This is a genomic window from Paenibacillus sp. EKM211P, from assembly GCF_011066175.1.
Taxonomy (GTDB): domain Bacteria; phylum Bacillota; class Bacilli; order Paenibacillales; family Paenibacillaceae; genus Paenibacillus; species Paenibacillus polymyxa.
Genome location: NZ_JAAMNS010000002.1, coordinates 587573 through 610814, shown reverse-complemented (window position 1 = coordinate 610814; position 23242 = coordinate 587573). Strand labels below are relative to the sequence as shown.

The following is a 23242-nucleotide window of genomic DNA, read 5'->3' as shown; positions in this document are numbered from 1 at the left end:
TGAAAAGATTCAAAAGCCTCTCCTATCGGTTGGAGAGGCTTTTTTTTGAATAGTTTTCTAGGAAAAAAGTTTCACAAAATTTAGTTGATACTCAAAGGAAAGCTACATTCCTTGTCGAATAGTTCCGATAGAGATTATATAGATAATAGATACATAAAGGATGACGTGGAATAAGAAACTAATTATATGGTGGTAGGTGAGAGGAATGGGTTTTCGGAAAAAAGAGAGAAATGCAGCAAAAAGGCAACCTAAGAAAACGGATCCAATGAAAGGCTTGAAAGGAAGTAAAGTAACAACGGATAAAGGGGAGGAGACGGTTGTGATGTCTTCGAAAGATACTCCCTGGGTAGCTAAGGCCTTACGTAAATGCACATACAATTTAAAGCGTTTACTTAAGCCTGAAAGATACAGTAAGGATTTTATGCATTTGGTCAAAAACTATAATCCGATCCGTTCGGTTGGAATGAAGTTGTTTCTGATCTTTTTTGCAGCCATTATGTTATTCGTGGTCAGCCTGGGGATGCTCTCGTACTACAAAGCTAAAAGTACGATTGAACAAAATGCAGCTACAGCGTATCAACAAACAGTTCAGCAAACTTCGGAAAAGCTTGATATTATTTTAGAGCGCTTTCAAGACACATCGACACAGGTATTTTTCGATACTGAATTAAGTGATCAGTTGCAAAAGGCTGTAAAGCAAGATAAAAATCCCTTTGCATCTTTTGTTGCTATGGGCGAAGTAAACAAGAAATTAACGAATATTGCTTTTACAAATAAAGCGATTGATTCATTGTACCTGTACCCGGAAGAAACCAGTTTAGCTGCAATGGGTACCGGAACACAAAAGGATGTACGGCAGGAAGCATGGTTTAAGGATATTTTGAAAAACAAGGGAATGGTTTGGCTACCTACGCAGGTGAATGACAATGGCAGCAAGACCTTTCGTCTGGCACGCTCCATGAACAGCATGTCCGGGTTGGGAGGGACTTATGTTCTGGTTATGGATTTAAAGGCCAGTGCGGTGGAGGACGAGTTGAAAGGTGTTAATTTGGGCTCAGGCAGTATGATTAGCCTTGTGACAGATAAGGGTGAGTTTGTAGGCTCTAACAATGAGAGTTTGGCAGGAGGAAAGACAAAGCTGGATTACGTTTCCAAGCTTGAAGGGATCGAAGGGAATCAAATTATGGAGCAGGTAGCAGATGGAAAAGAGCAAAGTGTGCTTGCGGTTCATAATACACTGGGAACTTCCAAATGGATTCTCGTGGGTGTAGTGCCTGTATCTGAACTGGTGAGAGACGCCAGGGGAATACTTACCACAACCTGGGTATTTGCTGCGGTAGCGGCACTCATTGCATTGTTCATTGGTTTGTGGATGGTACGTCTTGTGGCTCGTCCATTGACACACCTGAAGGATTTAATGATTGAAGGCGCCAAAGGCAACTTGCAAATCCGAACGAAGTATAAGGCACAGGATGAGATTGGACAGTTGTCTGAAAGTTTTGATACGATGATGGAACAAATTACACTGCTGGTAGAACAGACGAATGCATCAGCACAGGAGGTACTGAATACAGCGACGGAACTGAGTGATGCCTCGAAGAAGACAGCCGTTTCAGCCAAAGAAATTGCAGCCGCAACGGAAGAGATTGCTCATGGTGCCACCAGTTTGGCAACAGAGGCGGAACGTGGCAGCGGGTTAACCGGGAATATATCCCAGCAAATGGATACGGTTATGACTTCTAATCATGAAATGAGTCTGGTCGCACAAGAAGTTGAACAGTCCAGTGAAAAAGGGACAGTTCAGCTGAGAAATTTATTGAGCAAAACTAAGGTTACGGAAGAAACTACGCATGCTTTGGTAGGCAAAGTAGATGAACTGAAGCAGACAACTTCCGATGTCTTTAAGGTGCTGGACGTATTACAGGATATTGCTAAACAAACGAACATTCTATCACTGAATGCGACGATTGAAGCGGCACGAGCTGGGACAGCCGGGCGTGGTTTTATGGTGGTTGCCAATGAGGTTCGTCAGTTGGCAGAGCAATCACGTCAAGCCATTCGTACGGCTACAGGTATTACCAATAATATCGTCAATGAGATGAATGAAACGGTACAGGCGTTATCTGAAGTGTACCCGCTGTTCCGGGAGCAGATGGGAGCTGTACAAGAAACGACGGACATTTTCCAATCGGTGCAGCAGCAAATGGGAGAGTTCGCGCTTCGGTTGGGAACAGTCACCGCATCCATTCATCATCTGAGTGAATCGCAGACTACTTTGTCCGAGGCAATGACCAATGTAAGTGCGGTAGCCGAGCAATCCTCGGCTACTTCGCAGGAAGTCGCTTCTCTCAGTAATGAGCAGGCCAATATCGGTAATCAGCTGGTAGGCTTGTCTGATAAGCTGGAAGGAGTATCGATGAATTTGAAAGAACAGCTTTCGAGGTTTACAGTGTAGGTGTTCTAAATCAGGGGTATCAGGAGCGCAAATTATGAATACAAACACAAAGTTGGCTTGGGCGGTTCTAGCCATTACTATTTTTATAACGGTCTATTATTCGTTAGACGAAATTTTAGGTTGGAGCCCATATTCCTCACTAGATATCCCATAAATTCGGTAACCCATTCGACATTACATGTTGAGTGGGTTTTCTTTTTCCATCACCGGACATACTACTGGAAAAATGATGAAAGGAGGATGAATGTGTCTAGGCGTCATAGCAGTTTCATTCGTCAACGTCGAATTGCATATATAGCCCTGGGGATCATGGTATTACTACTGATTTTATGTTTCCGACTGGCTTGGATTCAGGGGACAGCGGGTATTCATTTGTCACTTTATGGGGGGCATTCGCTTAAAGAAATGTCAGTACGTCAGCGACAGGAAGGAATCGCTATTGATACTGGGCGGGGACAGTTTACAGACCGACACGGGCAGCCCTTGACTGGAGGAGTCGTATGGACGCCAGTGCTTTTTCCCGATGTAGATGGCCAAGCTGCTTTGCATGGACAAGAACTGGCCAAGCTACTGCATACGAGTAAAGGGCAACTGTTGACGCGATGGAAGGAACTGCAATCTCCACTCATATGGCGGGATGGACGCGGAGAGCCTGTACAAATCCATCCGAATGAAGCGGGGAGACTGCTGAAGTTAGCCCCTTCACTCATAGAGCTTGTACCGTATGCGCAGCGTTATAGGGATATGCCCAATGGCAGACAATGGCTTGGTTTTCTGTATGAACGTGGTGAACGAGCAAGTGAACTGCCGATGGGGGCAGCTGGCCTGGAAAGAACGCTCGAGCCACTGCTAAGCGGCGTTGGTGAGACGTTCGTCTCTCGGTCTGTAGATGCGCAACGTCGTCCATTGACTCATGTCCCGCTTCGTGTCAGTGCTCCATCCAATAGTCACTATCCATTACAGGTGCAGACTACAATTGATCTCCCGTTGCAGGAACAGATTGAGAAGCTGACAGAATCTAACCACTTGGCAGAAGGAGCAGTCGTTGTGCTTGATGCAGGCAACGCGGATGTGATGGCGATGGTGTCTCGTCCTTTCTATAATCCCGCTCATGTTGATCCGCAGCAGAAAACAGACTGGTCTAATCGTGCTCTCAAAGCAGTAACTCCTGGTTCAATTTTTAAGTTGGTTACGGCTGCGGCTGCACTTGAATCAGGTGTGGTTCAACCGCAGGAGCAATTTCATTGTCATGGAGCCTATGGCAAGTACGGCTTGTCATGCTGGAAAAAAGAAGGACACGGAACCCTGAACCTGGAGGAAGGGCTTGCCGTATCCTGTAATAGTGTGTTCGCCCATCTCGGCGAACGGCTTAACGCCGAGCAAATTCAGGCCGCAGCCTCTGCACTAGGATTGAGTCGAACCGTGGGCTGGCAGGACCGTGATCTGGCAGGACTACCTCAATTCAGACCGATGGATCACGAAGAAAAGGGAGCCGTATTCGGCTCCCATACGAATGCATCTGATCCAGGCGTACGTGTGCAGACAGCTATCGGCCAGCGTGATGTGCTGGTGACGCCTCTCCAAGCAGCTAACCTCATCGTCACCTTGCTGCACGATGGTCAAGTACATGCACCGCGCATCGTAAAACGCGTCAGCTACGCAGACGGAAGCACCTTGCTGGAGCTACCTGCTCACGCTGCTCCTTTACCCCAAGGCAGCCGCTCGATTCGCACATCCACGGCTCATACGCTTCGTGAAGCAATGGAACAAGTTGTGACACACGGTACAGGTGCCTCCTTGCGTAACAAAACCTGGAAGCTGGCCGGTAAATCGGGTACGGCCCAAGCTTTAAAAAACGGTCGCCCCATAAATCACCAGTGGTTTATTGGTTACGGTCCGATAGAGCGGCCACGTTATGCGGTTGCCGTTCTTGTGCAAAATGCTTCAACGCATGCTGCAAATCAGGCCACAGCACTGTTCGGCCAAGTCATGGATCTGCTAGCTCAATCCTCTTGAGTCCTGCGAGTAGCTTCACGCTCTTCCTCCTGAATTTTGACGATAAAAGGAGGCTCGTCAAATTCCTCAGTCGGAAACCGAATCCATTGCTGCAAATAACCTTGCTGCCACAATTCCTTGAGCAAAATGATCAGAATGGGGGATAGGATTAATCCGGCCAATCCGAAGATGGATAACGATATAATGGCAAAGGAAAGCATTAGATAGGCAGATGAGACGCCGATGGAATTACCAGTAATTTTGGGCTCCGCCAACTGGCGCACAATCACGGTGACAGCCATGACAATAAGCAAGCCTACGGCCAAGCCGGTATTCCCCGTGATGAACAAATACACTGCCCACGGAATAAAGATAACAGGCACACCCAACAACGGCAGAATATCAAACAAAGCTGCTACGAGCGCCAACGATAGGGCATTATCTACTTGCAAAATGAGTAAACCTATAAATACGAGCACAAAGGTAATTCCTACCAGTAAGGCTTGAGCCTTGAGAAAGGCGGAAATGGCTTTAAGTACATGATTTTTTAGAAAAAGGTACGCCGTTTTTAGTGTCTTCGGTGTTTTACTGCGGGCAATTCCTTTCCAGAGATTAATTTCCATACTCAAAAAGAACGCTAAAATGATGGCAACCGCAAAGTTGCCCATAAAAACAGTGAAAGAGCTGAGAAATTGAATGAAAAAAGATAACCCTAGCTGTGCCCATTTCGTAGCAATGGTGGTAGCAGTCGCAAAATAATCATTCACACGTTCGGTAACACCCGGAGGCAAGGCAGCAATTTTATCTTGAGAAAGATGAAGAATCCGCGTGAATTCGGTTTGGATAATCTGGGTATAATGTGGGAGGTTTTGCGCAACTTTTGTAAATTGAGTAACCAGGATCAGGCCCAATCCGAAAAAAATAGCCATTAATAAGATGATAAACAGCAATACGGAGAGTGCGGAGGCAAAAGGCTTTTTCATGCCTTTGCGATGAAAATAACGGGCAGCAGGTTCAATGCACCAAAACACGACGAATGAAAGGAACACAGGTGCGGCTAGCTGATACAGTTTGCTGGATACGAACATAATTAAATACACGGTTAATACGATCAGACCGATATCAAAAACAGTACGCCAATATTTTTTGTACAATGGAAGCATATGTATACAACGACTCCTTTAAGATTTTTATTTATTGTACACTAAATTGAATCTCAATGCTGACCAGTAGCAATGGCAAAATCTCGGCATGCTTACATCATTGTGATAACATATAAGTAAGTGAGTTTTCCTCAGGAGGCCTGCTTGGAAGTTCAGAATAGAAAAGTGGGGATAAAACGTGCAGACTTTGCTGTTATGGATGTTTTACATTTCAACTTTTTATGCTTTTATTCCGGCGCTGGTGAGTCGTATATTTGGTTTCCGGGTGTTTAGGCGTGGAAAAAGTGACCAAGAATATGCACTAACCTTTGATGATGGTCCTGATCCAGTCTATACACCACAGTTGCTCGATTTACTCAAGCGTTTTGATGCCAAGGCTACTTTTTTTGTTGTAGGGTTGAATGCCGAAAAACACCCTGAGCTTCTGAAGCGCATGCATGATGAAGGTCATCTAATCGGTATTCACAATTATGTGCACAAATCGAATTGGCTTATGCGGCCTGTTACTGTTAGAAGACAAATTGCCCAGACAGAGTCAGTCATTCGTCGAGTAACTGGCGAAGGAACGACCTTTTATCGTCCACCTTGGGGGATTGTGAACTTTTTTGATATTTCCAAAAACAATGGTCGTCGAATCGTATTATGGTCCTCTATGTTTGGTGACTGGAAGGCCAGCATTGGAGCGAAACAATTAGCAGAAAGAATGCTCAAAAAGCTGAGGGGTGGCGAGGTGATGCTGCTCCATGACTGTGGTACGACATTGGGGGCAGACGCAGAAGCGCCACAGAATATGCTCATTGCGCTAGAGAAGCTATTGAGGGTCGCCCAGGAACGGCAATTACGCAGTGTCCGCGTGGATACATTGTTTTGCCGTCAATCTGGCTATCATTCCACTGTCTCCTGCTTGTCCAGTACAGATTGGATGAAAAAAACGATGGTATTCGGATGGCTACAATACGAGCGCCTTTTTCACGCCTTGTTCCGCCTTCGTCCTGTTAGCAAGAATAACACGATCTTTTATTATCGTCGCCGTATCTATCATGGACCCAATATCAACATGGAGAACGGTAGGTGGCTGGAAAAGGGGGACCCCATAATTGAGCTTCATTTTGACAATAAAATGTTGTTTCAATTGGGAGCGACGGCAAAGTCCTTGGTACATCTAGCGATTCAATTGATTCGGGTTGTGAAAAGACAACTGCCTGATCTTACCCAACGGGTTGTACATGATTCTGGTATGAAGGGTGTAAAGGCGATCTATGCAGTAAGTATGATTCATCGAGGGCCTGAAAAATTAGGCTTTCAAATTCAGGAGCTTCCCCAAGGACTGTTTAAGCATGCATCTACTGTATATTTAAAGCTGTTATTTCGTGTCATCCATCCTTCGGGTTCAGAACAATTGAGTGAAAAAAAAGAGGTCATGGTACCGAAACTAATCGTGATGCCCATTGATACCTTGTTTGAACGTTTTCAACCGGGGGATTCGCACCGGGCAGACCAGGCTTTTGATCCAACTGATCAAAGGGATGTGGTTCATACACTCAACAGTGAAATGACCGAAGAAGGGGAGCCTATGCATACTTCGATCAGGGCTTCACAAACAGCGGATACAGGATCAAGCAGTTGACCTAATAAAAAAAGCCTCTCGATCCTTTGTAGGAGTCGAGTGGCTTTTTAGTAGTTCATATAATAATCTATATTGGCAAAGCACTTAGATTTTCATAATTCCGCCGTTACTTGCGTTCGTCACCAGCTTGGAATAACGCGCCAGGTAGCCTGTCTTCACTTTCGGCTCGAAGCCTTTCCAGTTGGCACGACGACGGTCGAATTCTTCGTCCGTAATGTGAAGCTCAATCTTACGATTGTTCAGGTCCAGCTCAATGATATCGCCGTCCTCAACAAAAGCGATAGGTCCGCCTTCTGCTGCTTCGGGGGAAATATGACCGATGGAGATACCACGGGAAGCACCTGAGAATCGTCCGTCTGTAATCAGACCAACCTTGGCACCAAGCCCCATGCCCACGATTTGTGAAGTCGGAGCGAGCATTTCAGGCATACCAGGTCCGCCCTTAGGACCTTCATAACGAATAACAACAACATGTCCTTCGGCAATTTTACCGTTAGCGATGCCAGCCAGTGCATCTTCCTGTGAATCAAAGCAGATGGCAGGGCCTTTGTGATAACCGCCAACAGAAGGATCAACCGCACCGACTTTAATAATGGAGCCTTGTGGTGCCAAATTGCCGAATAATACAGCTAGACCGCCGCGCTCGGAATAAGGGTTGTCCAATTTGTGGATGACGTTAGTGTCCAAAATTTCCTGACCCTCTACGTTTTCACGAAGGGTTTTCCCAGTTACAGTAATACAGTCACCATGCAATGCGCCCGGTTTCTTCAATAGCTCATTCAGCACTGCGCTTACCCCACCTGCATTATGAACATCCTCAATGTGATAGTCGGAAGCAGGTGCCAATTTGGACAAATGAGGTACACGGTTCGCGACTTCATTGATGCGTTCGATAGGGTAGTCAACCTCAGCTTCATGGGCAAGTGCCAATGTATGCAATACGGTATTCGTAGAACCACCCATTGCCATATCCAGTGCAAATGCATTATCAATGGCTTCTTTAGTCACGATATCACGTGGTTTGAGATCGAGCTTAATCAATTCCATCAATTGGCGCGCAGATTGTTTGACGAATTCTTTGCGTTCTTCTGCTACGGCGAGGATGGTGCCATTACCTGGCATAGCCAGTCCCATCGCTTCTGCGAGACAGTTCATAGAATTCGCTGTGAACATTCCTGAACAGGAGCCGCAAGTTGGACAGCCGTATTGTTCTAGCTCAAGCAAACTTTGATCATCGATTTTGCCAGCCTGGAATGCACCTACACCTTCGAAGACGGAAGTCAGGGAAATAGAGCGTCCGTTCTTATCTTTACCAGCTTTCATAGGACCGCCGCTGACGAAAATAGTCGGAATGTTAACACGCAATGCCCCCATCATCATACCAGGGGTAATTTTATCGCAGTTAGGAATACATACCATGCCGTCAAACCAGTGAGCGGAAACGACAGTTTCCAAAGAGTCTGCAATAATTTCACGACTTGGCAGAGAATAACGCATACCGATGTGTCCCATAGCAATGCCGTCATCTACACCAATAGTGTTAAATTCGAAAGGTACACCGCCTGCTTCACGAATGGCCTGCTTGACAATTTTGCCAAATTCCTGCAAATGGACGTGGCCCGGTACGATGTCAATATACGAGTTGCATACCGCAATAAACGGTTTGTCGAAATCTTCTTCCTTGACACCCGCTGCGCGCAGCAAGCTGCGGTGAGGAGCGCGGTCAAAGCCTTTTTTAATCATATCGGAACGCATTTTCGTCTTAGCTGTCATGATGCTGGTTTCCCCCCAAAGTATAAAAATGGTATGGCGTTCAATGAACGCCGTAATAGCGCAGATGTTTTCTAAAGAGTCTATCATAGTTGTGCGCATTTTTCTACATATATGAGGATTTTGAAAAAGTATTGAAGTGTTCTGTAAGCAACAATATATAGATATGAACAGTTTTATTTATCTATATATTGCATCTCCGAGGATTTGAATTGGATGCTTCGAAACTCTGATATTCTGATATGTTAGCTTATCGGATAAATAGGAAAAGCCCATGCCGCAATAAAGCGGATGGGCTCAGGCTTGTTTTTATGTTAAAGGAGGGGATATATGAACTATATTTTAATTTCTGCCACCTTTACGACCGATGTCTCTGTAGAAATTTTTGTCATGCGACTCAGCTGTAGCATCGCCGCCCTTTTTGCCGATTTCCTGATAAAATTCCTTATCATGTGAGTTTGCGGTTGCTTGTCCGCCTTTTTTTCCAATCTCCTGATAAAATTCCTTGTTGTGCTTCTTGGAAGTAGCTTCTCCACCCATACGGCCTGCTTCTTCGCGACTCATTTTACCCTGATTTTGATTACGTGCCATGACAAATCACTCCTTATGAAAAAGTTGTTTTTTGTTGCGCGTATCTTTTACTTACCACATCTTGCCTGTATGAAACAGGTACTATGCGTGAAGTAAAGAGGGGGAGACCCACTTCCATTTTCGTCTGTAAGCGGGTTGTCGCGTGCTGATTGTGAAATATAAATGGATAAAAAATTACGCAGACCGTCTAAAAAGATAAGGAGCTGGCTTCAACATCCACTCTACTTGTGGCTCAATCAGAGGTCGTGTTGCAGTTCGAACCCAAGGCATGGTCAACAGACAGCACAGACCTGTGGCGCACACTAGAATCAACATGACTTCCACAGGAGTATCTATATACTCGTAGACTCCTTTTGCAACAACGGAACGGACGATTAAGCCATGGAGCAAAAAGACATATAATGTACGCCGTCCCATCTCGGTTATACGTCCTGTGACGGCTGGAACAAAGCTTAGAAACGCCATAGATGCTATCCATTGAACTCCATAAATGCCGATACGGTAAATCCCTGCGTACCATTCGGTATGGCCCAGTTCACCATAAGTCATGTTGCCATATAGCCAGCCAGCCGGGATGCCAAAATACGACGTTCCCGCCAGTACCATAAGCAAAAGAGATACAATGCCGGCGATTATACGGACAGGTGTTGTGAAGAAGCGTCGAACGTCCGCATAATTCAAATGATAACCTGCTACAAAGTAAGGCAAATAAACAAAGGTTCTGCATACGCTTAGCCATATACCGTCTACGGGGAGATATCCGACAAGAATACCCAGTAGCACGGATATACCCAGTTGGAAGACTGGTGGTATTTTCTGAAAAGACAGCATTAACAGTCTCCAGCAGATGTGGCTGGCAAGGAACCAAAGCAGCAGATAAGGAGCAAAAAAAGAATGATGGATATGGGGAACGTGAAAGATTACGACATCCAAGATTGAATAAAGGGATTGGAAAATCAGATATTGCATACCGATTTGAAGCAGAACTTTTTGTCCTGCGAGACCTGTCAAAGTGGTTTTGGCAAAGTAGCCTGTAACGAGTACAAACAACGGCATATGAAACATGAATATCCAGCTGAACCATTGTTGGGCAAGATGAAGTGAACCGACTAATGGCTCCAGGGCGTTTCCTGCAAATACGCATATAATCAACAGAAATCGCAAATTGAGAAAGAAGCTTTCCCCTTGTACATCATGGCTTGTCGTCATGTGTTTCCCTCCGAACGGCTTCTGCCGATTAAACTATTTAAAAAATAATTCTTTACAAGGAACAAGGTACGATACTCTGGACCTCAACATTGTGATTTTATTCACAACAGTAAGCGCTGTCATGTCCTTTTTATGTGGCGAAAGCTTGAACACGGAATAAAGATGGGCTCATGTCTGGAAACGTGTGCTCATTTGACCCTGTATGTGCAACGATGTTACCCTAACAGGGTTATAGCTATGCTATCGAATACAGCGAAACCTTTTATATTCAAGCTAAGAATTACGAGGTACGAAAGACGAAAGGAACTTTTATAATGAGAAGAAGAACAAGAAGATCATACAATTCTTATGGGACACGCGGTTCTCGGAAAATATGGAAAATTCTTTTAGGCATCCTAATTGTCATCGTGCTAATCGCGGGTTGGGGAGCATGGAAGGTATTTACGCCTTATCAGCCTGACGAGACGGCTGCTGCTGCATTAGCCGAAATAGCGGATACTGTGAAAGTAAATGAGCAAGAGCATTGGTTAAGTTTTGAGCCTGCCAAAAGAAGTGGATCAGGAGTCATTTTGTACCCAGGGGCGTTGGTTAAACCCGAAAGTTATGCGCCCTTGGCACGCCGTTTGGCAGAAAAGGGACATCATGTGATTATTGCAAAAATGCCACTAAACCTTGCATTGATCTCACCGGATTTGGCGAATGAAGTGCTGAAGGCGTATCCGGAGGAAGCCTTTGTTATTGGCGGTCATTCGTTAGGTGGTGTGATGGCGGCCCGATATGCAGCTGCACATTCTGATCAGATCAAAGGTGTATTTTTCCTTGCTTCCTACCCGGATAACAAGGGTAATTTAAAGGATAAAAATCTGCCAGTTATTTCTCTGTTAGGAAGTGATGATGGTGTCATCCAGATGAAAAATGTCCAAAGTGGGAGAACTTATTTACCTGCCAACACGCTGTATTTTACAGTCGAAGGGGGGAACCATGCCCAATTTGGCAGTTACGGTGCCCAGAAAGGGGATAATCCTGCGAAAATTAGCGCCGTTGAGCAATGGAACCAGACGGTAACGGCTTTACAGGATTGGATGAAAGAGAGTGTGGATTCAGCTTCTAAGAACCCGTAAAGGAGGTGTAATGCATGTCTGAGCTGATCGTGCAGGGGAAGCGATACCCATGCCGTGGCATCTTATTCGATAAAGATGGCACGCTGCTGGATTTTATTCAGTTGTGGGGCCCCTGGGCTCGTTCTATACTGGATATGATGGAGCAGCATCTTGCCGTGGCGGGAGCCGGTTTTACAATGGAAAAAGGCGACGTTCTAGGTACTGTTCACGATCGGGAGGGTCATGTGATCGGTTACGATCCTTCTGGCCCGCTGGCAATGGGAACGGTGGACGAAAGTACGGGTGTACTGGCTTGGCAGCTTTATACTGCTGGTGTTCCGTGGAATGAAGCTGTGCGGCTTGTCCGCGAATTTAATAAAACAGCGATGGCTGACGTCCGCCGACATCGGGCAGCGAAGGTGTTTCCGGGGTTACGGACCTTATTGGAGCAAAGTCGCCATGCCGGAATGAAGTTGGCGGTTGTGACCTCTGACAGTACAGAGGCTGCACAAGAGCATTTGGAGTGGATGGGGCTGACATCCTATTTTGACGAGATCATCGGACATGATAGGGTTACATACGGCAAGCCTGATCCGGAAATGGCTGAAACAGCTTGCGCGTTACTAGGACTGTCGCCGGCGGACGTGGTAGTGATCGGAGACAGTAATGGGGATATGCAGATGGGCAAGCGTGCCGGAGTACGGCTAGCCATTGGATTTGCGCCAGAATCGGAACGTTCCAGTCATTTGCTGGATGCGGATAAGGTGGTTCGTGGATATGAAGAGCTGGAGGTGCGTAGAGCATGAAAGATAATACATTGGCGGAATGGATACAGCAATCACAGAATATTGTTTTTTTCGGCGGAGCAGGGACATCGACGGAAAGTGGTATTCCTGATTTTCGTTCGGCAGCAGGCTTGTATCAGAGTGAGGAAAAATTGCCCTACTCTCCTGAGGTTATGCTTAGCCGCTCTTTTTTTGTGAAGCATCCTGAAGTATTCTTCGGTTTCTATCGCAGCAAAATGCTGCATCCCGATGCGAAGCCGAACGGCTGTCATCATTTTCTCGCGTCTTTGGAAAAGCAAGGCCGTCTTAAAGCGGTTGTGACGCAAAATATTGACGGATTACACCAGGCTGCAGGCAGTAGAAATGTACTGGAGCTTCACGGCTCGGTACATCGCAACTACTGTATGGAATGCGGCCGCTTTTACGGGCTAAATGAAGTGATGAACAGTTCCGAGGTTGTACCTAAATGTCCGGTAGATGGAGGGATTATCAAACCGGATGTCGTTTTATATGAGGAAGAGTTGAATCAGGATACCCTTATTCAATCCATTCAGGCCATTTCTCAAGCAGATCTGCTGTTAATTGGAGGAACGTCACTGACAGTTCATCCTGCGGCGGGCTTGATTACTTATTTTCATGGTAAACATACAGTGCTGCTGAATACAGACCCCACCTCGTATGATCACAAGGCGGATCTTTTGATCACTGAACCGATCGGTAAAGTTATGGAAAAACTTGCTCATCAATTGGGCTTGTAATCGTTTTCTTGTCAACGCCCGGATAAAAGCGCTATGATGATGGTTGTAATGGACATAACAATGTTTCGAGAGAGGCTGTGATAGCATGGTTTATTTAGCTGGCGAAGATCGTTATGAAAGTATGAAATATAACCGTACAGGGAGATCGGGTCTTAAATTGCCCGCTATTTCGCTAGGCTTGTGGCACAATTTTGGCGGGATTAACAACGCGGAGAATGGTCGCAGCATGATTACTCGCTCCTTTGATCTGGGCATTACGCATTTTGATTTAGCTAATAACTATGGTCCTCCTGCAGGTTCAGCTGAGGAATTTTTCGGACAAGTGTTAGCCAGTGATATGAAACCGTACCGGGATGAATTGGTCATCTCTACCAAAGCAGGCTACCATATGTGGGCAGGTCCTTATGGTGACTGGGGATCTCGCAAGTATATGATATCCAGTCTAGATCAGAGTCTGAAGCGATTGGGACTGGACTATGTCGATATATTCTACTCTCACCGCTTCGATCCGAATACGCCGCTGGAAGAAACGATGGGGGCACTGGATCATATCGTACGTTCCGGCAAAGCGCTGTATGTGGGCGTGTCTAATTATAGTGCAGAGCAAACGGCAGAAGCAGCTCGCATTTTGAAGGAGCTCGGAACACCGATGTTAATCCATCAGCCGAGATACTCTCTGCTTGACCGCTGGATTGAAAATGGATTACAAGATGTACTGGACGAAAACGGGATAGGTAGCATTGCCTTTTGTCCACTGGCTCAGGGACTGCTGACCAATAAATATTTAAACGGAATTCCCGAGGATTCACGTGCGGCAAGCACATCGGTATTCCTGAATGAGAACCATGTGACGCCCGAAACTCTGCGCAAGGTGCGCGCCTTGAATCAGATGGCTGCTGCACGTGGACAAAGTTTGGCTCAATTCTCACTGGCATGGGCTCTACGCGGTGAACGTCTGACCTCTGTCCTGATTGGGGCTAGCCGTGTAAGCCAAATCGAAGAAAATGTTGAAGCTTTATCCAATCTGGAGTTTTCACAGGAGGAGTTGGATCGGATTGATTCGATTCTAAATGCCGGGAACGGACAAGACGGCGGCACAGCCTAATGACAAAAGGCATTTCGGAGTCATTGACCTAATTTCACATTCTCTTATACGATATATACTTAACAGCCCGCATTCGCTTGAAGGATGCGGGCTGTTTGTTATTGGCAGGGAGCTAGGGAAACCTGCCAAAGCTTACTTTACAACTGAGGATACTGCTTAACCTTGCTCCGGTACTCGGTTGGAGACTGACCACAGAAACGTTTGAATTGACGTGAGAAGTATAAAGCATCGGTTAAACCTACAGATGCAGCCACTTGCTCGACCGACAGCTCAGGACGTTCACGCAGCAGTTGACGTGATTTGTCGATCCGTAGCTTAAGCAGATAGGTGACGGGGGAGGCGCCCGTTTCCTTTTTGAATATTCGTGATAAGTATGCACGGTTATAACCAAGCCCTTCAGACATTTGCTCAATGGATACGGGATGTGCGTACTGAGTGGACATATATTGAACCATTTGTTTGACTGTTCGTCGAATTTGCGAATCCGCCCCAGACGGATCAGTCCAGTCACTCAGGTAATTACTTGCTTCCCCCATAATTAGGTACAAGTAGCCCAAGGCTGAGAGATGAGAGCTAGATTTTCTGCTGTAAAAGGCCAATTGCATTTGTTCCAGATAACCGGGAATAGGACTTTGATCAACAGCATGGAAAACAGGCTGATGAACACGCAGTCCTGCCTCTTGCACCACCTGCTCCGTATGGTGTCCGGTAAAGGCAGACCAACGATAGCGCCACGGCTCCTCATCATCAGAGGTATAGCTCACCAGCTGACCGGGATGAATAAGGAAAAAATCGTTTTTTTTAAGCTGATATGTGTGCTGTTCTGTTCGAAAGATGCCTTTGCCCGACTCTACAAAGTGGAGCAGATAGTAATCATAGATTTTCGGCCCAACGGCATGACCGGATTTGGTCTGGCTCTCTCCTGCAAAAAGCACATGCAGCGGGCTATTTTCGTAAAACACCGGATTAGAGGCGACAGCATAACTATATGAATGCGCTTGCAAAATAGAGTCATCCTTCCTGCATTTGTGAATAGTTTAGCGGATGCGGTATACTTACATTGTACATGTCCAAGTCACATTTATCCATAGCTTAAACACATGGATGCATTACATTGTGTGACGCTTTCATTTATACTGAAATCATAAGAGATGTCAACCTGATTAAGATATTACAGGGAAATCAGGGAGACTTTTACTAACGGTGAATGAGGTGGATGCGGATATGAACTCTACTGAATTAAAGAAACATTTTATTGAAAAATATGGTGAAAGCAGCAATGAACTGCTGATATTTCATGCACCTGGGCGCGTCAATCTGATTGGAGAGCATATCGACTATAATGGTGGTTATGTACTCCCGGCTGCGCTGGAATTTGGTACGACGCTGATCCTTCGTGCGCGCAATGATGACCAAATTCATTTTGCTTCGACAAACCTGTCGTACGAAGTGTCTATCCCCCGTGGAGAGATAGGTAAAAGCAAAACAGATGAGTGGGTGGATTATCCGGTGGGTGTGCTGGTGGAGTTGGCTCAAAAGGGAGTGTATCCTTCTAACGGATACGATCTGCTCTATCATGGAGAAATACCGAACGGAGCTGGGTTATCCTCCTCAGCCTCGATTGAGGTCGTGACAGGATATGCATTCCTGACTACAGAAAAGCAGAAAACCGACACAGTCGAAATTGCTTTGTTATCCCAGCGCGCAGAAAACAATTACGTGGGTGTCAATTGCGGCATTATGGACCAGTTCGCTGTAGCGAACGGAGCGGCTGATCATGCAATTCTGCTGATGTGCGATACGCTGGAGTACCGTAAAGTGCCATTCCGCACGGGAGCTTATAAGCTTGTGATCGGCAATACAAATAAGCGCCGCGGTTTGGTGGATTCAGCCTATAACGAGCGTCGCAGTCAATGTGCGGAAGCACTGTCCATTTTGCAGCAGCAGGAGTCGTCATTGGAATACCTTGCACAGCTGGATGAGGCTCGCTTTGGAGAGCTTCAGCATCATATTGCAGATGAAACAGTTCGCCGCCGGGCACAGCATGTGGTGGAGGAAAACGCTCGTGTGCTGGCCTCTGTCGAAGCTCTCGCGGCGAATGAACTTGCAGCTTTCGGTCAGCTAATGAACGCTTCTCACGATTCATTACGTGACCTGTATGAGGTCAGCTGCACCGAGCTGGATGTTATGGTGGAAGAAGCACGACGCATTCCTGGCACGCTGGGTGCTCGCATGACAGGGGCTGGGTTTGGAGGTTGTACGGTTTCATTGGTTCATGAGGACGATGTGGAACGTTTTGTGAAGGAAGTCGGCGAAGCTTATCAGACCCGTACAGGGCTGGAAGCCAGCTTTTATGTATGCAAGGCAGGAGACGGAGTTAAAGAACTGAAGGAGGACGAATAACATGGCCATTTTAGTCACAGGTGGAGCTGGATATATCGGTTCACATACCGTAGCAGAACTGTTGGATCTGGGAGAAGAAGTTGTTGTGCTGGATAACTTGCAAACCGGACACAAAGGAGCATTACTTGGAGGCAAGTTGTATGAAGGTGATTTGAGAGATAAAGAACTTCTGTCCAAACTGTTCTCTGAAAATAAAATCGACGCTGTTATTCATTTTGCAGCCAACTCGCTGGTTGGGGAAAGCATGCAAAATCCTGGGAAGTATTATGACAACAATGTATTTGGTACGTTGAGCTTGCTGGAGGCGATGAAAGATGCCGGCGTAAGCAAGATCGTATTTTCCTCGACTGCCGCTACTTATGGCGAACCGGAAAAGGTGCCGATTGAAGAAGGTGACCGTACTGAGCCAACTAACGTGTATGGTGAAACAAAGCTGATGATGGAGCGCATGATGTCCTGGTTTGATAAAGTATTAGGCATCAAATACGTGTCTTTACGGTATTTTAATGCGGCTGGTGCCCATGAGAGCGGCAAAATCGGTGAAGATCACCGACCAGAAAGCCATCTGATCCCATTGGTGCTCCAGACAGCATTAAAACAGCGTCCACATATCGCTGTGTTTGGTGAGGATTATGCGACACCTGATGGTACGTGTGTCCGTGATTACATTCATGTAAGTGATTTGGCGGATGCTCATGTGCGCGCAGTGAATTACTTGCGTGAAGGTAATGACAGCAACATATTCAATCTGGGCAACGGGCAGGGCTTCTCTGTGAAGGAAGTTATTGAAACGGCACGCAAGGTTACTGGACTCGACATTCCAGTTGTGACAGAACCCCGCCGTGTAGGCGATCCAGCAATATTGGTTGCATCTTCTGACAAGGCCCGTTCGGTGCTGGGCTGGAGTCCAAAACGTACCCAACTGGAGGATATTATTAGCGGAGCATGGGGATGGCATCAGTCGCACCCTCAAGGCTACGGCGACGAATAGACGGGAGACGATGACATATGAGCGAGCGCCAATCTGTAGATAAAGGCCAAGACCGGGAACTTTCCCGGCACTTGGCCCATGACATCGACGAAACTGTACAGCAATCGGCTCTATATGCGGTGGAGCAACTGGTTGCATTCGCACATAAGAAGGGCTTGATTGGTCTGCAAGATACGGATTACAGTCGTAATCTGCTATTGGAGCAGTTCGGGTTTTCGGAGCCTTATTCCGGTGGGGAAGCAGGGGGCATTATTGCCCCCGAAGCTCTCCAGCCTGTGCTTAATGTATTGATAGATTATGGTTTTGCCATAGGGCTTATCCCTGAAAACACGGATACGTATCGTGATTTGCTGGATTCCAAAATCATGGGTCAGCTAATGGCGAGACCGTCTGAAGTCATCCGTGACTTTCATCAAACGGAGGCTGAACATGGTATAGAAGCGGCTACAGATGCTTTTTATCAATTATCCATCGATTCGAACTACATTCGAATGGATCGGGTAGCCAGCAATGTGTACTGGAATCAGTCAACGCCTTACGGAGATATGGAAATTACGATTAATTTGTCCAAGCCAGAAAAAAGTCCCAAGGAAATTGCAATGGCGAAGCTTTTACCGCCGCCTGTTTACCCCAAATGTCAATTGTGCTGTGAAAACGTTGGATATGCCGGGAGGGTAAACCATCCGTCCCGCCAAAATTTGCGTATTATTCCGGTCGAATTGAATGGGGAACCGTGGTTTTTTCAATATTCACCTTATGTGTATTACAACGAGCATTGCATTGTGTTCCATCATGATCATGTACCCATGAAGCTTACAAAGGATACGCTGCGGCGGTTGCTGGCCTTTACGAAAGCGTTTCCGCATTATTTCATTGGCTCTAATGCGGATCTGCCTATTGTCGGAGGGTCTATCCTAACTCATGATCATTTTCAGGGTGGTCGTCATACATTCCCAATTGAAAAAGCGGGTGTGGACGGCGTATACCATAATGAAGAGTTTCCGCAGGTTACGGCAGGTATTGTAAACTGGCCGATGTCGGTCATTCGTTTTACGTCAACAGATCCCGACGCACTGTTGGAGGCGGGGAATGCTGCTTTTGAAGCCTGGAAGGGTTATAGTGATCCATCGGTAGACGTTCTCTCTCATACCGAGCTGGAGGGGGAAACGATTCCGCATAATACAGTAACGCCGATTGTGCGCCGGGATTCTGAAGGAAGATATCAGATGGATCTCGTACTGCGGAACAATCGAACGAGTGAAGAATATCCGGAAGGTATTTTCCATCCCCATCGCGAGATGCATCATATCAAAAAGGAAAATATCGGTCTGATCGAGGTGATGGGGCTTGCCATCTTACCAGGTCGACTCAAGGATGAGCTGGATGGAATTGCTGATATCTTGTGTGGGGACGACGAATTGGCCGTGGCTATGCAGCAGGAAGGACATCCACTGTTTAAGCATGCAGACTGGATTTACCAGTTGAATACCCGGTTCGGTCGCCTGTCTGATAAGGAGACGGCTGTTCGTACCGTACAAAATGAGGTTGGACTGAAATTCAGTGAAATTTTAGAGCACGCAGGAGTGTATAAACGGAATCCATCCGGTCAGCAAGCGTTTGGCCGTTTTATGAAACAATTGGGCTATACCTTGGGAGAATAAAGTTGCTTATGTTGCCACATAATACAATACGAGAACCCTCCCAAGATGTGAAATGTAACCATACTCCTTAAGGGGTATGGTTTTTTTTCTGAAAATAAAGCAATTTGTTTCCTGTAACCATAAAGGTTATAATAGAGTAGTTTCTTAACATTAAACTTTAGAATTATTGGAGGCGAACGTTTGCGATGAAAGCATTCGAATTTTATAATCCTACACAATTGATCTTCGGTAAAGGACAATTGGAGGCTCTCAAGCGTGAAGTTCCTAAATATGGAAAACGTGTACTACTTGTATATGGCGGCGGCAGCATTAAGCGCAGCGGTTTGTACGATAATGTAATAAAATTGCTTGGTGAAATTGGTGCAGAGGTAACAGAACTGGCGGGTGTAGAACCAAATCCTCGCTTGTCTACGGTACATAAGGGTGTTGAATTGTGTAAAACAAATCAAATCGACCTTGTACTGGCTGTGGGCGGTGGTAGTGTACTGGATTGCTCCAAAGCTATTGCTGTCGGTGCAAAATATGATGGGGACATGTGGGATTTTGCAGAGCGTAAAGCGGCTCCCAAAGCAGCCTTGCCATTAGGTACGGTTCTGACCATGGCTGCAACCGGCTCTGAAATGAACGCAGGTTCTGTTATTACAAACGAAAAAACTCAGGAAAAATTGGGCTGGGGTAGCGTACATGCGTTTCCTGCGTTTTCCATTCTTGATCCGGTGAACACATACTCTCTGCCACAAAATCAAACGGTTTACGGAATTGTGGATATGATGTCACATACGCTCGAGCATTATTTCCATTTGGAATCCAATACTCCGGTTCAATTGGGCTGGTGTGAAACGATTTTGCGTACGGTCATAGATGCGGCGCCGGGACTGGTTAACGATCTGGAAAACTACGAGCTGCGTGAAACCATTATGTATTGTGGTACGATGGCACTGAACGGCTTTCTGAACATGGGGCTGACAGGTGACTGGGCTACTCACAATATTGAGCATGCTGTGTCTGCTGTTTATGATATTCCGCATGGTGGAGGACTGGCTATTCTGTTCCCGAACTGGATGAAACATAACTTGCATGTGAAGCCTGAACGCTTCAAACAGCTGGCTGTGAATGTGTTCCATGTGAACCCAGAAGGTAAGAGTGATGAAGAAGTAGCGTTGGAAGGTATTCAAGCGTTGCGTGATTTCTGGAGCTCGATTGGTGCACCAAGCCGTCTGACTGATTACGATATTGATGCGTCCCAAATTGATGTAATGGCTGATAAAGCTGTGAAATTCGGACCTTTCGGTGGCTTTAACAAGCTCAATCGCGAAGATGTAGTCGAAATTTACAAAGCATCCCTGTAAACAGCGGTTGGAGCATAATAGGCACGTTTGTGCGTCATTAGACGTACGAACGTGCTTTTTTGGGTTTAATTTGGAATATAGGAGGTAAATTTTGAAACTTTTTAAGGTTGAATACGTAAACATAGTTATAGACTGGAAACCAGACTGAAAAGGTGCATGGAAGGAGGAGTCGCATGGAAACTTTATTTTGGTGGTTATTGGCAGGAGGGGCAATCTTTACCGTGGTTAGCGTGTTGATCGGGGATGTACTCGGTAGCTGGCTGGATGGGGCGTTAGAACTGCCGGGCCTTGATTGGTTCAGACCTGTCGTTCTACTTGGGGCTATGACTGCTTTTGGCGGGGCTGGAGTACTACTGACAAAGTATACTGGGCTGACCATGGGCTGGGTCGTTGTGCTTGCTTTAGGGATTGCACTTGTTATTGGAGTGCTAGTGTTTTTTGCGTTTATCAAGCCTATGGCGAATTCAGAAGTATCCAGTGGCTTCTCAATGCGTGAACTAACTGGCAGAATCGGTGAGGTCACCATTCCTGTACCTGAGGTTGGTTACGGGGAAGTTATGATCCGCTTGGGTGCAGGCAACACCATACATACAGCATCTAGCTTTGATCACAAACCGCTAGCTGCGGGAACCCGTATTGTCGTGGTTGAGGTCGCAGAGGGCGTCGTCCGCGTAGCGTACCTGGACACATAGACGGCGCATTCGCTTAACTTGAAGGGAGCGTGATCGGGAGTGTCAAGTTTGCAAGATATTGTGTTGATCCCTGGAATTGTTGTCATTGTTATCGTCATATTAGGGATTGCTTTTTGGGCCCGTTACAAAACGGTAGGACCGGATGAAGGAATGATTGTGACAGGTTCTTTTCTGGGAAATAAAAATATTTCCGAGGATGATTCTGGTCGCAAGATTAAAATTGTACGTGGTGGGGGCGCTTTCATTTGGCCTATTTTCCAGCAGTCCGAATTTATCTCTCTGTTGTCTCACAAATTGGACGTAACTACACCGGAAGTATATACAGAGCAAGGAGTACCCGTGATTGCGGATGGTGTGGCGATCATCAAGGTTGGCAGTTCCATTGAGGATGTAGCCACAGCAGCCGAGCAGTTCATCGGAAAGCCGCTGGAAGCGCTTAGAGGAGAGGCTCAAGAAGTGCTGGAGGGACATTTGCGGGCAATCCTCGGCTCCATGACGGTAGAGGAAGTATATCGTAATCGGGATCGGTTTGCGCAGGAAGTACAGGGCGTGGCTGCGCGCGATCTGAAAAAGATGGGCTTGCAGATCGTTTCATTCACCATCAAAGATGTGCGCGATAAACATGGGTATCTGGATGCGCTTGGTAAGCCGAGAATTGCTGCTGTGAAAAGGGATGCAGAGATTGCAGAAGCCGAGGCAGTGCGGGATGCCCGAATTCAGAAGGCGCAAGCAGAACAGGAAGGACAGAAGGCCGAGCTGTTGCGGGATACGAATATTGCCGAGGCAGCCAAGGAGAAGGAACTGAAGGTGGCTTCGTTTAAGAAAGAACAGGATACTGCCAGAGCAGAAGCCGATCAGGCTTATCACATTCAGGAGGCCCGTGCCAAGCAGACTGCCGTCGAAGAACAGATGAAAGTCGAGTTGGTACGTAAGGAACGGGAGATTGATATTCAAGCCAAGGAAATACAGGTACGTGAAAAGCAATATGATGCGGAAGTGAAAAAGAAGGCGGAAGCCGATCGGTACGCAGTAGAACAAGCGGCGGAAGCTGACAAATCGCGTAAAATGCGTGAGGCGGAATCGCTGCAATACTCGATTGAAACACAGGCTAAAGCGTCAGCTGAACAAAAACGTCTAAACGGGCAAGCAGAAGCGGATGCAGAACGGGCCAAAGGTACAGCCGATGCAGATGTCATCCGTTTGCGTGGTCTCGCGGAAGCTGAGGCCAAGGAAAAACTGGCGGAGGCGTTCCAGAAGTTTGGAGAGGCCGCCGTGCTCGATATTATCGTGAAAATGTTGCCGGATCTGGCCGGACGCATTGCCGAACCGATTGCATCCATTGATAAACTGACTGTTGTGGATACGGGTAAAGGGGAAGGAGCAACGCGTGTCAGCAATTATGTCACCGAACTGATGGCGACGGCTCCTGAGATGCTTAAGAGTGTATCCGGTATTGATGTAGAGCAGTTGATCAAGGGACTAACCACTGGAAAAAATGGTCTTCATTCCGTACCGTCCTCCGTTGATGCGAACAAGCTGCACAATCCAGCCTCGGTTGAGGTGGCACTAACGGATAAAGAATAACGCT

Annotated in this window: 18 protein-coding genes; 13 read left to right on the top strand and 5 right to left on the bottom strand. The window is 46.5% G+C overall.

Features of this window, described 5'->3' with window-relative positions; translation table 11 throughout:
• The first annotated feature begins 205 nt into the window (after positions 1-205).
• Together G9G57_RS05680 and G9G57_RS05675 are read left to right on the top strand one after the other, a co-directional pair.
• Positions 206-2455, top strand: coding sequence for a methyl-accepting chemotaxis protein (locus tag G9G57_RS05680; protein ID WP_164964633.1), 2250 nt, complete (start codon positions 206-208; stop codon positions 2453-2455).
• A 240-nt stretch (positions 2456-2695) separates the two neighbouring features.
• Positions 2696-4471, top strand: a complete 1776-nt coding sequence (locus tag G9G57_RS05675) for a peptidoglycan D,D-transpeptidase FtsI family protein (protein WP_238799263.1) — start codon at positions 2696-2698, stop codon at positions 4469-4471.
• On the opposite strand, the gene G9G57_RS05670 is transcribed toward G9G57_RS05675, so the two are convergent.
• The gene (locus G9G57_RS05670) at positions 4459-5613 is read right to left on the bottom strand and encodes an AI-2E family transporter (protein WP_016819077.1); all 1155 of its coding nucleotides are present in this window, start codon (positions 5611-5613) and stop codon (positions 4459-4461) included. The two genes, G9G57_RS05675 and G9G57_RS05670, sit on opposite strands and share 13 nt — an antisense overlap.
• 178 nt (positions 5614-5791) lie before the next feature.
• Here G9G57_RS05670 and G9G57_RS05665 point away from each other — a divergent pair, with 178 nt between their 5' ends.
• Positions 5792-7240: a polysaccharide deacetylase family protein gene (locus G9G57_RS05665; protein WP_017426730.1), complete on the top strand. Its 1449-nt coding sequence runs from the start codon at positions 5792-5794 to the stop codon at positions 7238-7240.
• 84 nt (positions 7241-7324) lie between these two features.
• On the opposite strand, the gene ilvD is transcribed toward G9G57_RS05665, so the two are convergent.
• The 3 genes from ilvD to G9G57_RS05650 form a co-directional block, all read right to left on the bottom strand.
• Positions 7325-9013, bottom strand: a complete 1689-nt coding sequence (gene ilvD / locus G9G57_RS05660; protein WP_016819075.1) for a dihydroxy-acid dehydratase — start codon at positions 9011-9013, stop codon at positions 7325-7327.
• A gap of 339 nt (positions 9014-9352) precedes the next feature.
• Positions 9353-9601, bottom strand: a complete 249-nt coding sequence (locus G9G57_RS05655) for a KGG domain-containing protein (RefSeq protein WP_013372595.1) — start codon at positions 9599-9601, stop codon at positions 9353-9355.
• A 174-nt stretch (positions 9602-9775) separates the two neighbouring features.
• Positions 9776-10810, bottom strand: a complete 1035-nt coding sequence (locus G9G57_RS05650) for an acyltransferase family protein (protein ID WP_016819074.1) — start codon at positions 10808-10810, stop codon at positions 9776-9778.
• A gap of 314 nt (positions 10811-11124) precedes the next feature.
• Here G9G57_RS05650 and G9G57_RS05645 point away from each other — a divergent pair, with 314 nt between their 5' ends.
• From G9G57_RS05645 to mgrA, 4 genes are all read left to right on the top strand, one after another.
• Entirely contained in the window at positions 11125-11931 is an 807-nt protein-coding gene (locus G9G57_RS05645) for an alpha/beta fold hydrolase (RefSeq protein WP_058710428.1), read from the top strand.
• A 14-nt stretch (positions 11932-11945) separates the two neighbouring features.
• Positions 11946-12716: an HAD family hydrolase gene (locus tag G9G57_RS05640; RefSeq protein WP_025676135.1), complete on the top strand. Its 771-nt coding sequence runs from the start codon at positions 11946-11948 to the stop codon at positions 12714-12716.
• Positions 12713-13453, top strand: a complete 741-nt coding sequence (locus G9G57_RS05635) for an NAD-dependent protein deacylase (RefSeq protein WP_025676134.1) — start codon at positions 12713-12715, stop codon at positions 13451-13453. Before G9G57_RS05640 ends, G9G57_RS05635 begins: the two co-directional genes overlap by 4 nt.
• Positions 13454-13538: 85 nt before the next feature.
• Positions 13539-14558 (top strand): L-glyceraldehyde 3-phosphate reductase, encoded by a 1020-nt coding sequence (mgrA, locus tag G9G57_RS05630; RefSeq protein WP_025676133.1) that lies wholly within the window; start codon positions 13539-13541, stop codon positions 14556-14558.
• A 137-nt stretch (positions 14559-14695) separates the two neighbouring features.
• On the opposite strand, the gene G9G57_RS05625 is transcribed toward mgrA, so the two are convergent.
• Complete coding sequence (locus G9G57_RS05625) at positions 14696-15562, bottom strand: AraC family transcriptional regulator (protein ID WP_164964631.1); 867 nt, start codon at positions 15560-15562, stop codon at positions 14696-14698.
• Between the two features lie 220 nt (positions 15563-15782).
• Here G9G57_RS05625 and G9G57_RS05620 point away from each other — a divergent pair, with 220 nt between their 5' ends.
• The 6 genes from G9G57_RS05620 to G9G57_RS05595 all read left to right on the top strand — a co-directional run bounded on the left by G9G57_RS05620 (position 15783) and on the right by G9G57_RS05595 (position 23238).
• Positions 15783-16961, top strand: a complete 1179-nt coding sequence (locus G9G57_RS05620; protein ID WP_031462053.1) for a galactokinase — start codon at positions 15783-15785, stop codon at positions 16959-16961.
• Between the two features lies 1 nt (position 16962).
• Entirely contained in the window at positions 16963-17952 is a 990-nt protein-coding gene (galE, locus tag G9G57_RS05615) for a UDP-glucose 4-epimerase GalE (RefSeq protein ID WP_126665978.1), read from the top strand.
• 17 nt (positions 17953-17969) lie between these two features.
• Positions 17970-19613, top strand: coding sequence for a UDP-glucose--hexose-1-phosphate uridylyltransferase (locus tag G9G57_RS05610; protein ID WP_126665977.1), 1644 nt, complete (start codon positions 17970-17972; stop codon positions 19611-19613).
• A 185-nt stretch (positions 19614-19798) separates the two neighbouring features.
• Positions 19799-20962 (top strand): iron-containing alcohol dehydrogenase, encoded by a 1164-nt coding sequence (locus G9G57_RS05605; RefSeq protein ID WP_126665976.1) that lies wholly within the window; start codon positions 19799-19801, stop codon positions 20960-20962.
• 173 nt (positions 20963-21135) lie between these two features.
• Complete coding sequence (locus G9G57_RS05600) at positions 21136-21654, top strand: hypothetical protein (protein ID WP_013372583.1); 519 nt, start codon at positions 21136-21138, stop codon at positions 21652-21654.
• A 48-nt stretch (positions 21655-21702) separates the two neighbouring features.
• On the top strand, positions 21703-23238 hold the full coding sequence (locus tag G9G57_RS05595) for a flotillin family protein (RefSeq protein ID WP_126666013.1): 1536 nt from the start codon (positions 21703-21705) through the stop codon (positions 23236-23238).
• Positions 23239-23242: the final 4 nt, after the last annotated feature.

Coding starts and splice junctions, on each gene's coding strand:
- G9G57_RS05620 (WP_031462053.1), top strand. CDS start 15,783: ATGAACTCTACTGAATTAAAGAAACATTTTATTGAAAAATATGGTGAA.
- ilvD (WP_016819075.1), bottom strand. CDS start 9,013: ATGACAGCTAAGACGAAAATGCGTTCCGATATGATTAAAAAAGGCTTT.
- galE (WP_126665978.1), top strand. CDS start 16,963: ATGGCCATTTTAGTCACAGGTGGAGCTGGATATATCGGTTCACATACC.
- G9G57_RS05635 (WP_025676134.1), top strand. CDS start 12,713: ATGAAAGATAATACATTGGCGGAATGGATACAGCAATCACAGAATATT.
- G9G57_RS05670 (WP_016819077.1), bottom strand. CDS start 5,613: ATGCTTCCATTGTACAAAAAATATTGGCGTACTGTTTTTGATATCGGT.
- G9G57_RS05645 (WP_058710428.1), top strand. CDS start 11,125: ATGAGAAGAAGAACAAGAAGATCATACAATTCTTATGGGACACGCGGT.
- G9G57_RS05655 (WP_013372595.1), bottom strand. CDS start 9,601: ATGGCACGTAATCAAAATCAGGGTAAAATGAGTCGCGAAGAAGCAGGC.
- G9G57_RS05680 (WP_164964633.1), top strand. CDS start 206: ATGGGTTTTCGGAAAAAAGAGAGAAATGCAGCAAAAAGGCAACCTAAG.
- G9G57_RS05605 (WP_126665976.1), top strand. CDS start 19,799: ATGAAAGCATTCGAATTTTATAATCCTACACAATTGATCTTCGGTAAA.
- G9G57_RS05640 (WP_025676135.1), top strand. CDS start 11,946: ATGTCTGAGCTGATCGTGCAGGGGAAGCGATACCCATGCCGTGGCATC.
- G9G57_RS05600 (WP_013372583.1), top strand. CDS start 21,136: ATGGAAACTTTATTTTGGTGGTTATTGGCAGGAGGGGCAATCTTTACC.
- G9G57_RS05650 (WP_016819074.1), bottom strand. CDS start 10,810: ATGACGACAAGCCATGATGTACAAGGGGAAAGCTTCTTTCTCAATTTG.
- G9G57_RS05610 (WP_126665977.1), top strand. CDS start 17,970: ATGAGCGAGCGCCAATCTGTAGATAAAGGCCAAGACCGGGAACTTTCC.
- G9G57_RS05675 (WP_238799263.1), top strand. CDS start 2,696: ATGAATGTGTCTAGGCGTCATAGCAGTTTCATTCGTCAACGTCGAATT.
- mgrA (WP_025676133.1), top strand. CDS start 13,539: ATGGTTTATTTAGCTGGCGAAGATCGTTATGAAAGTATGAAATATAAC.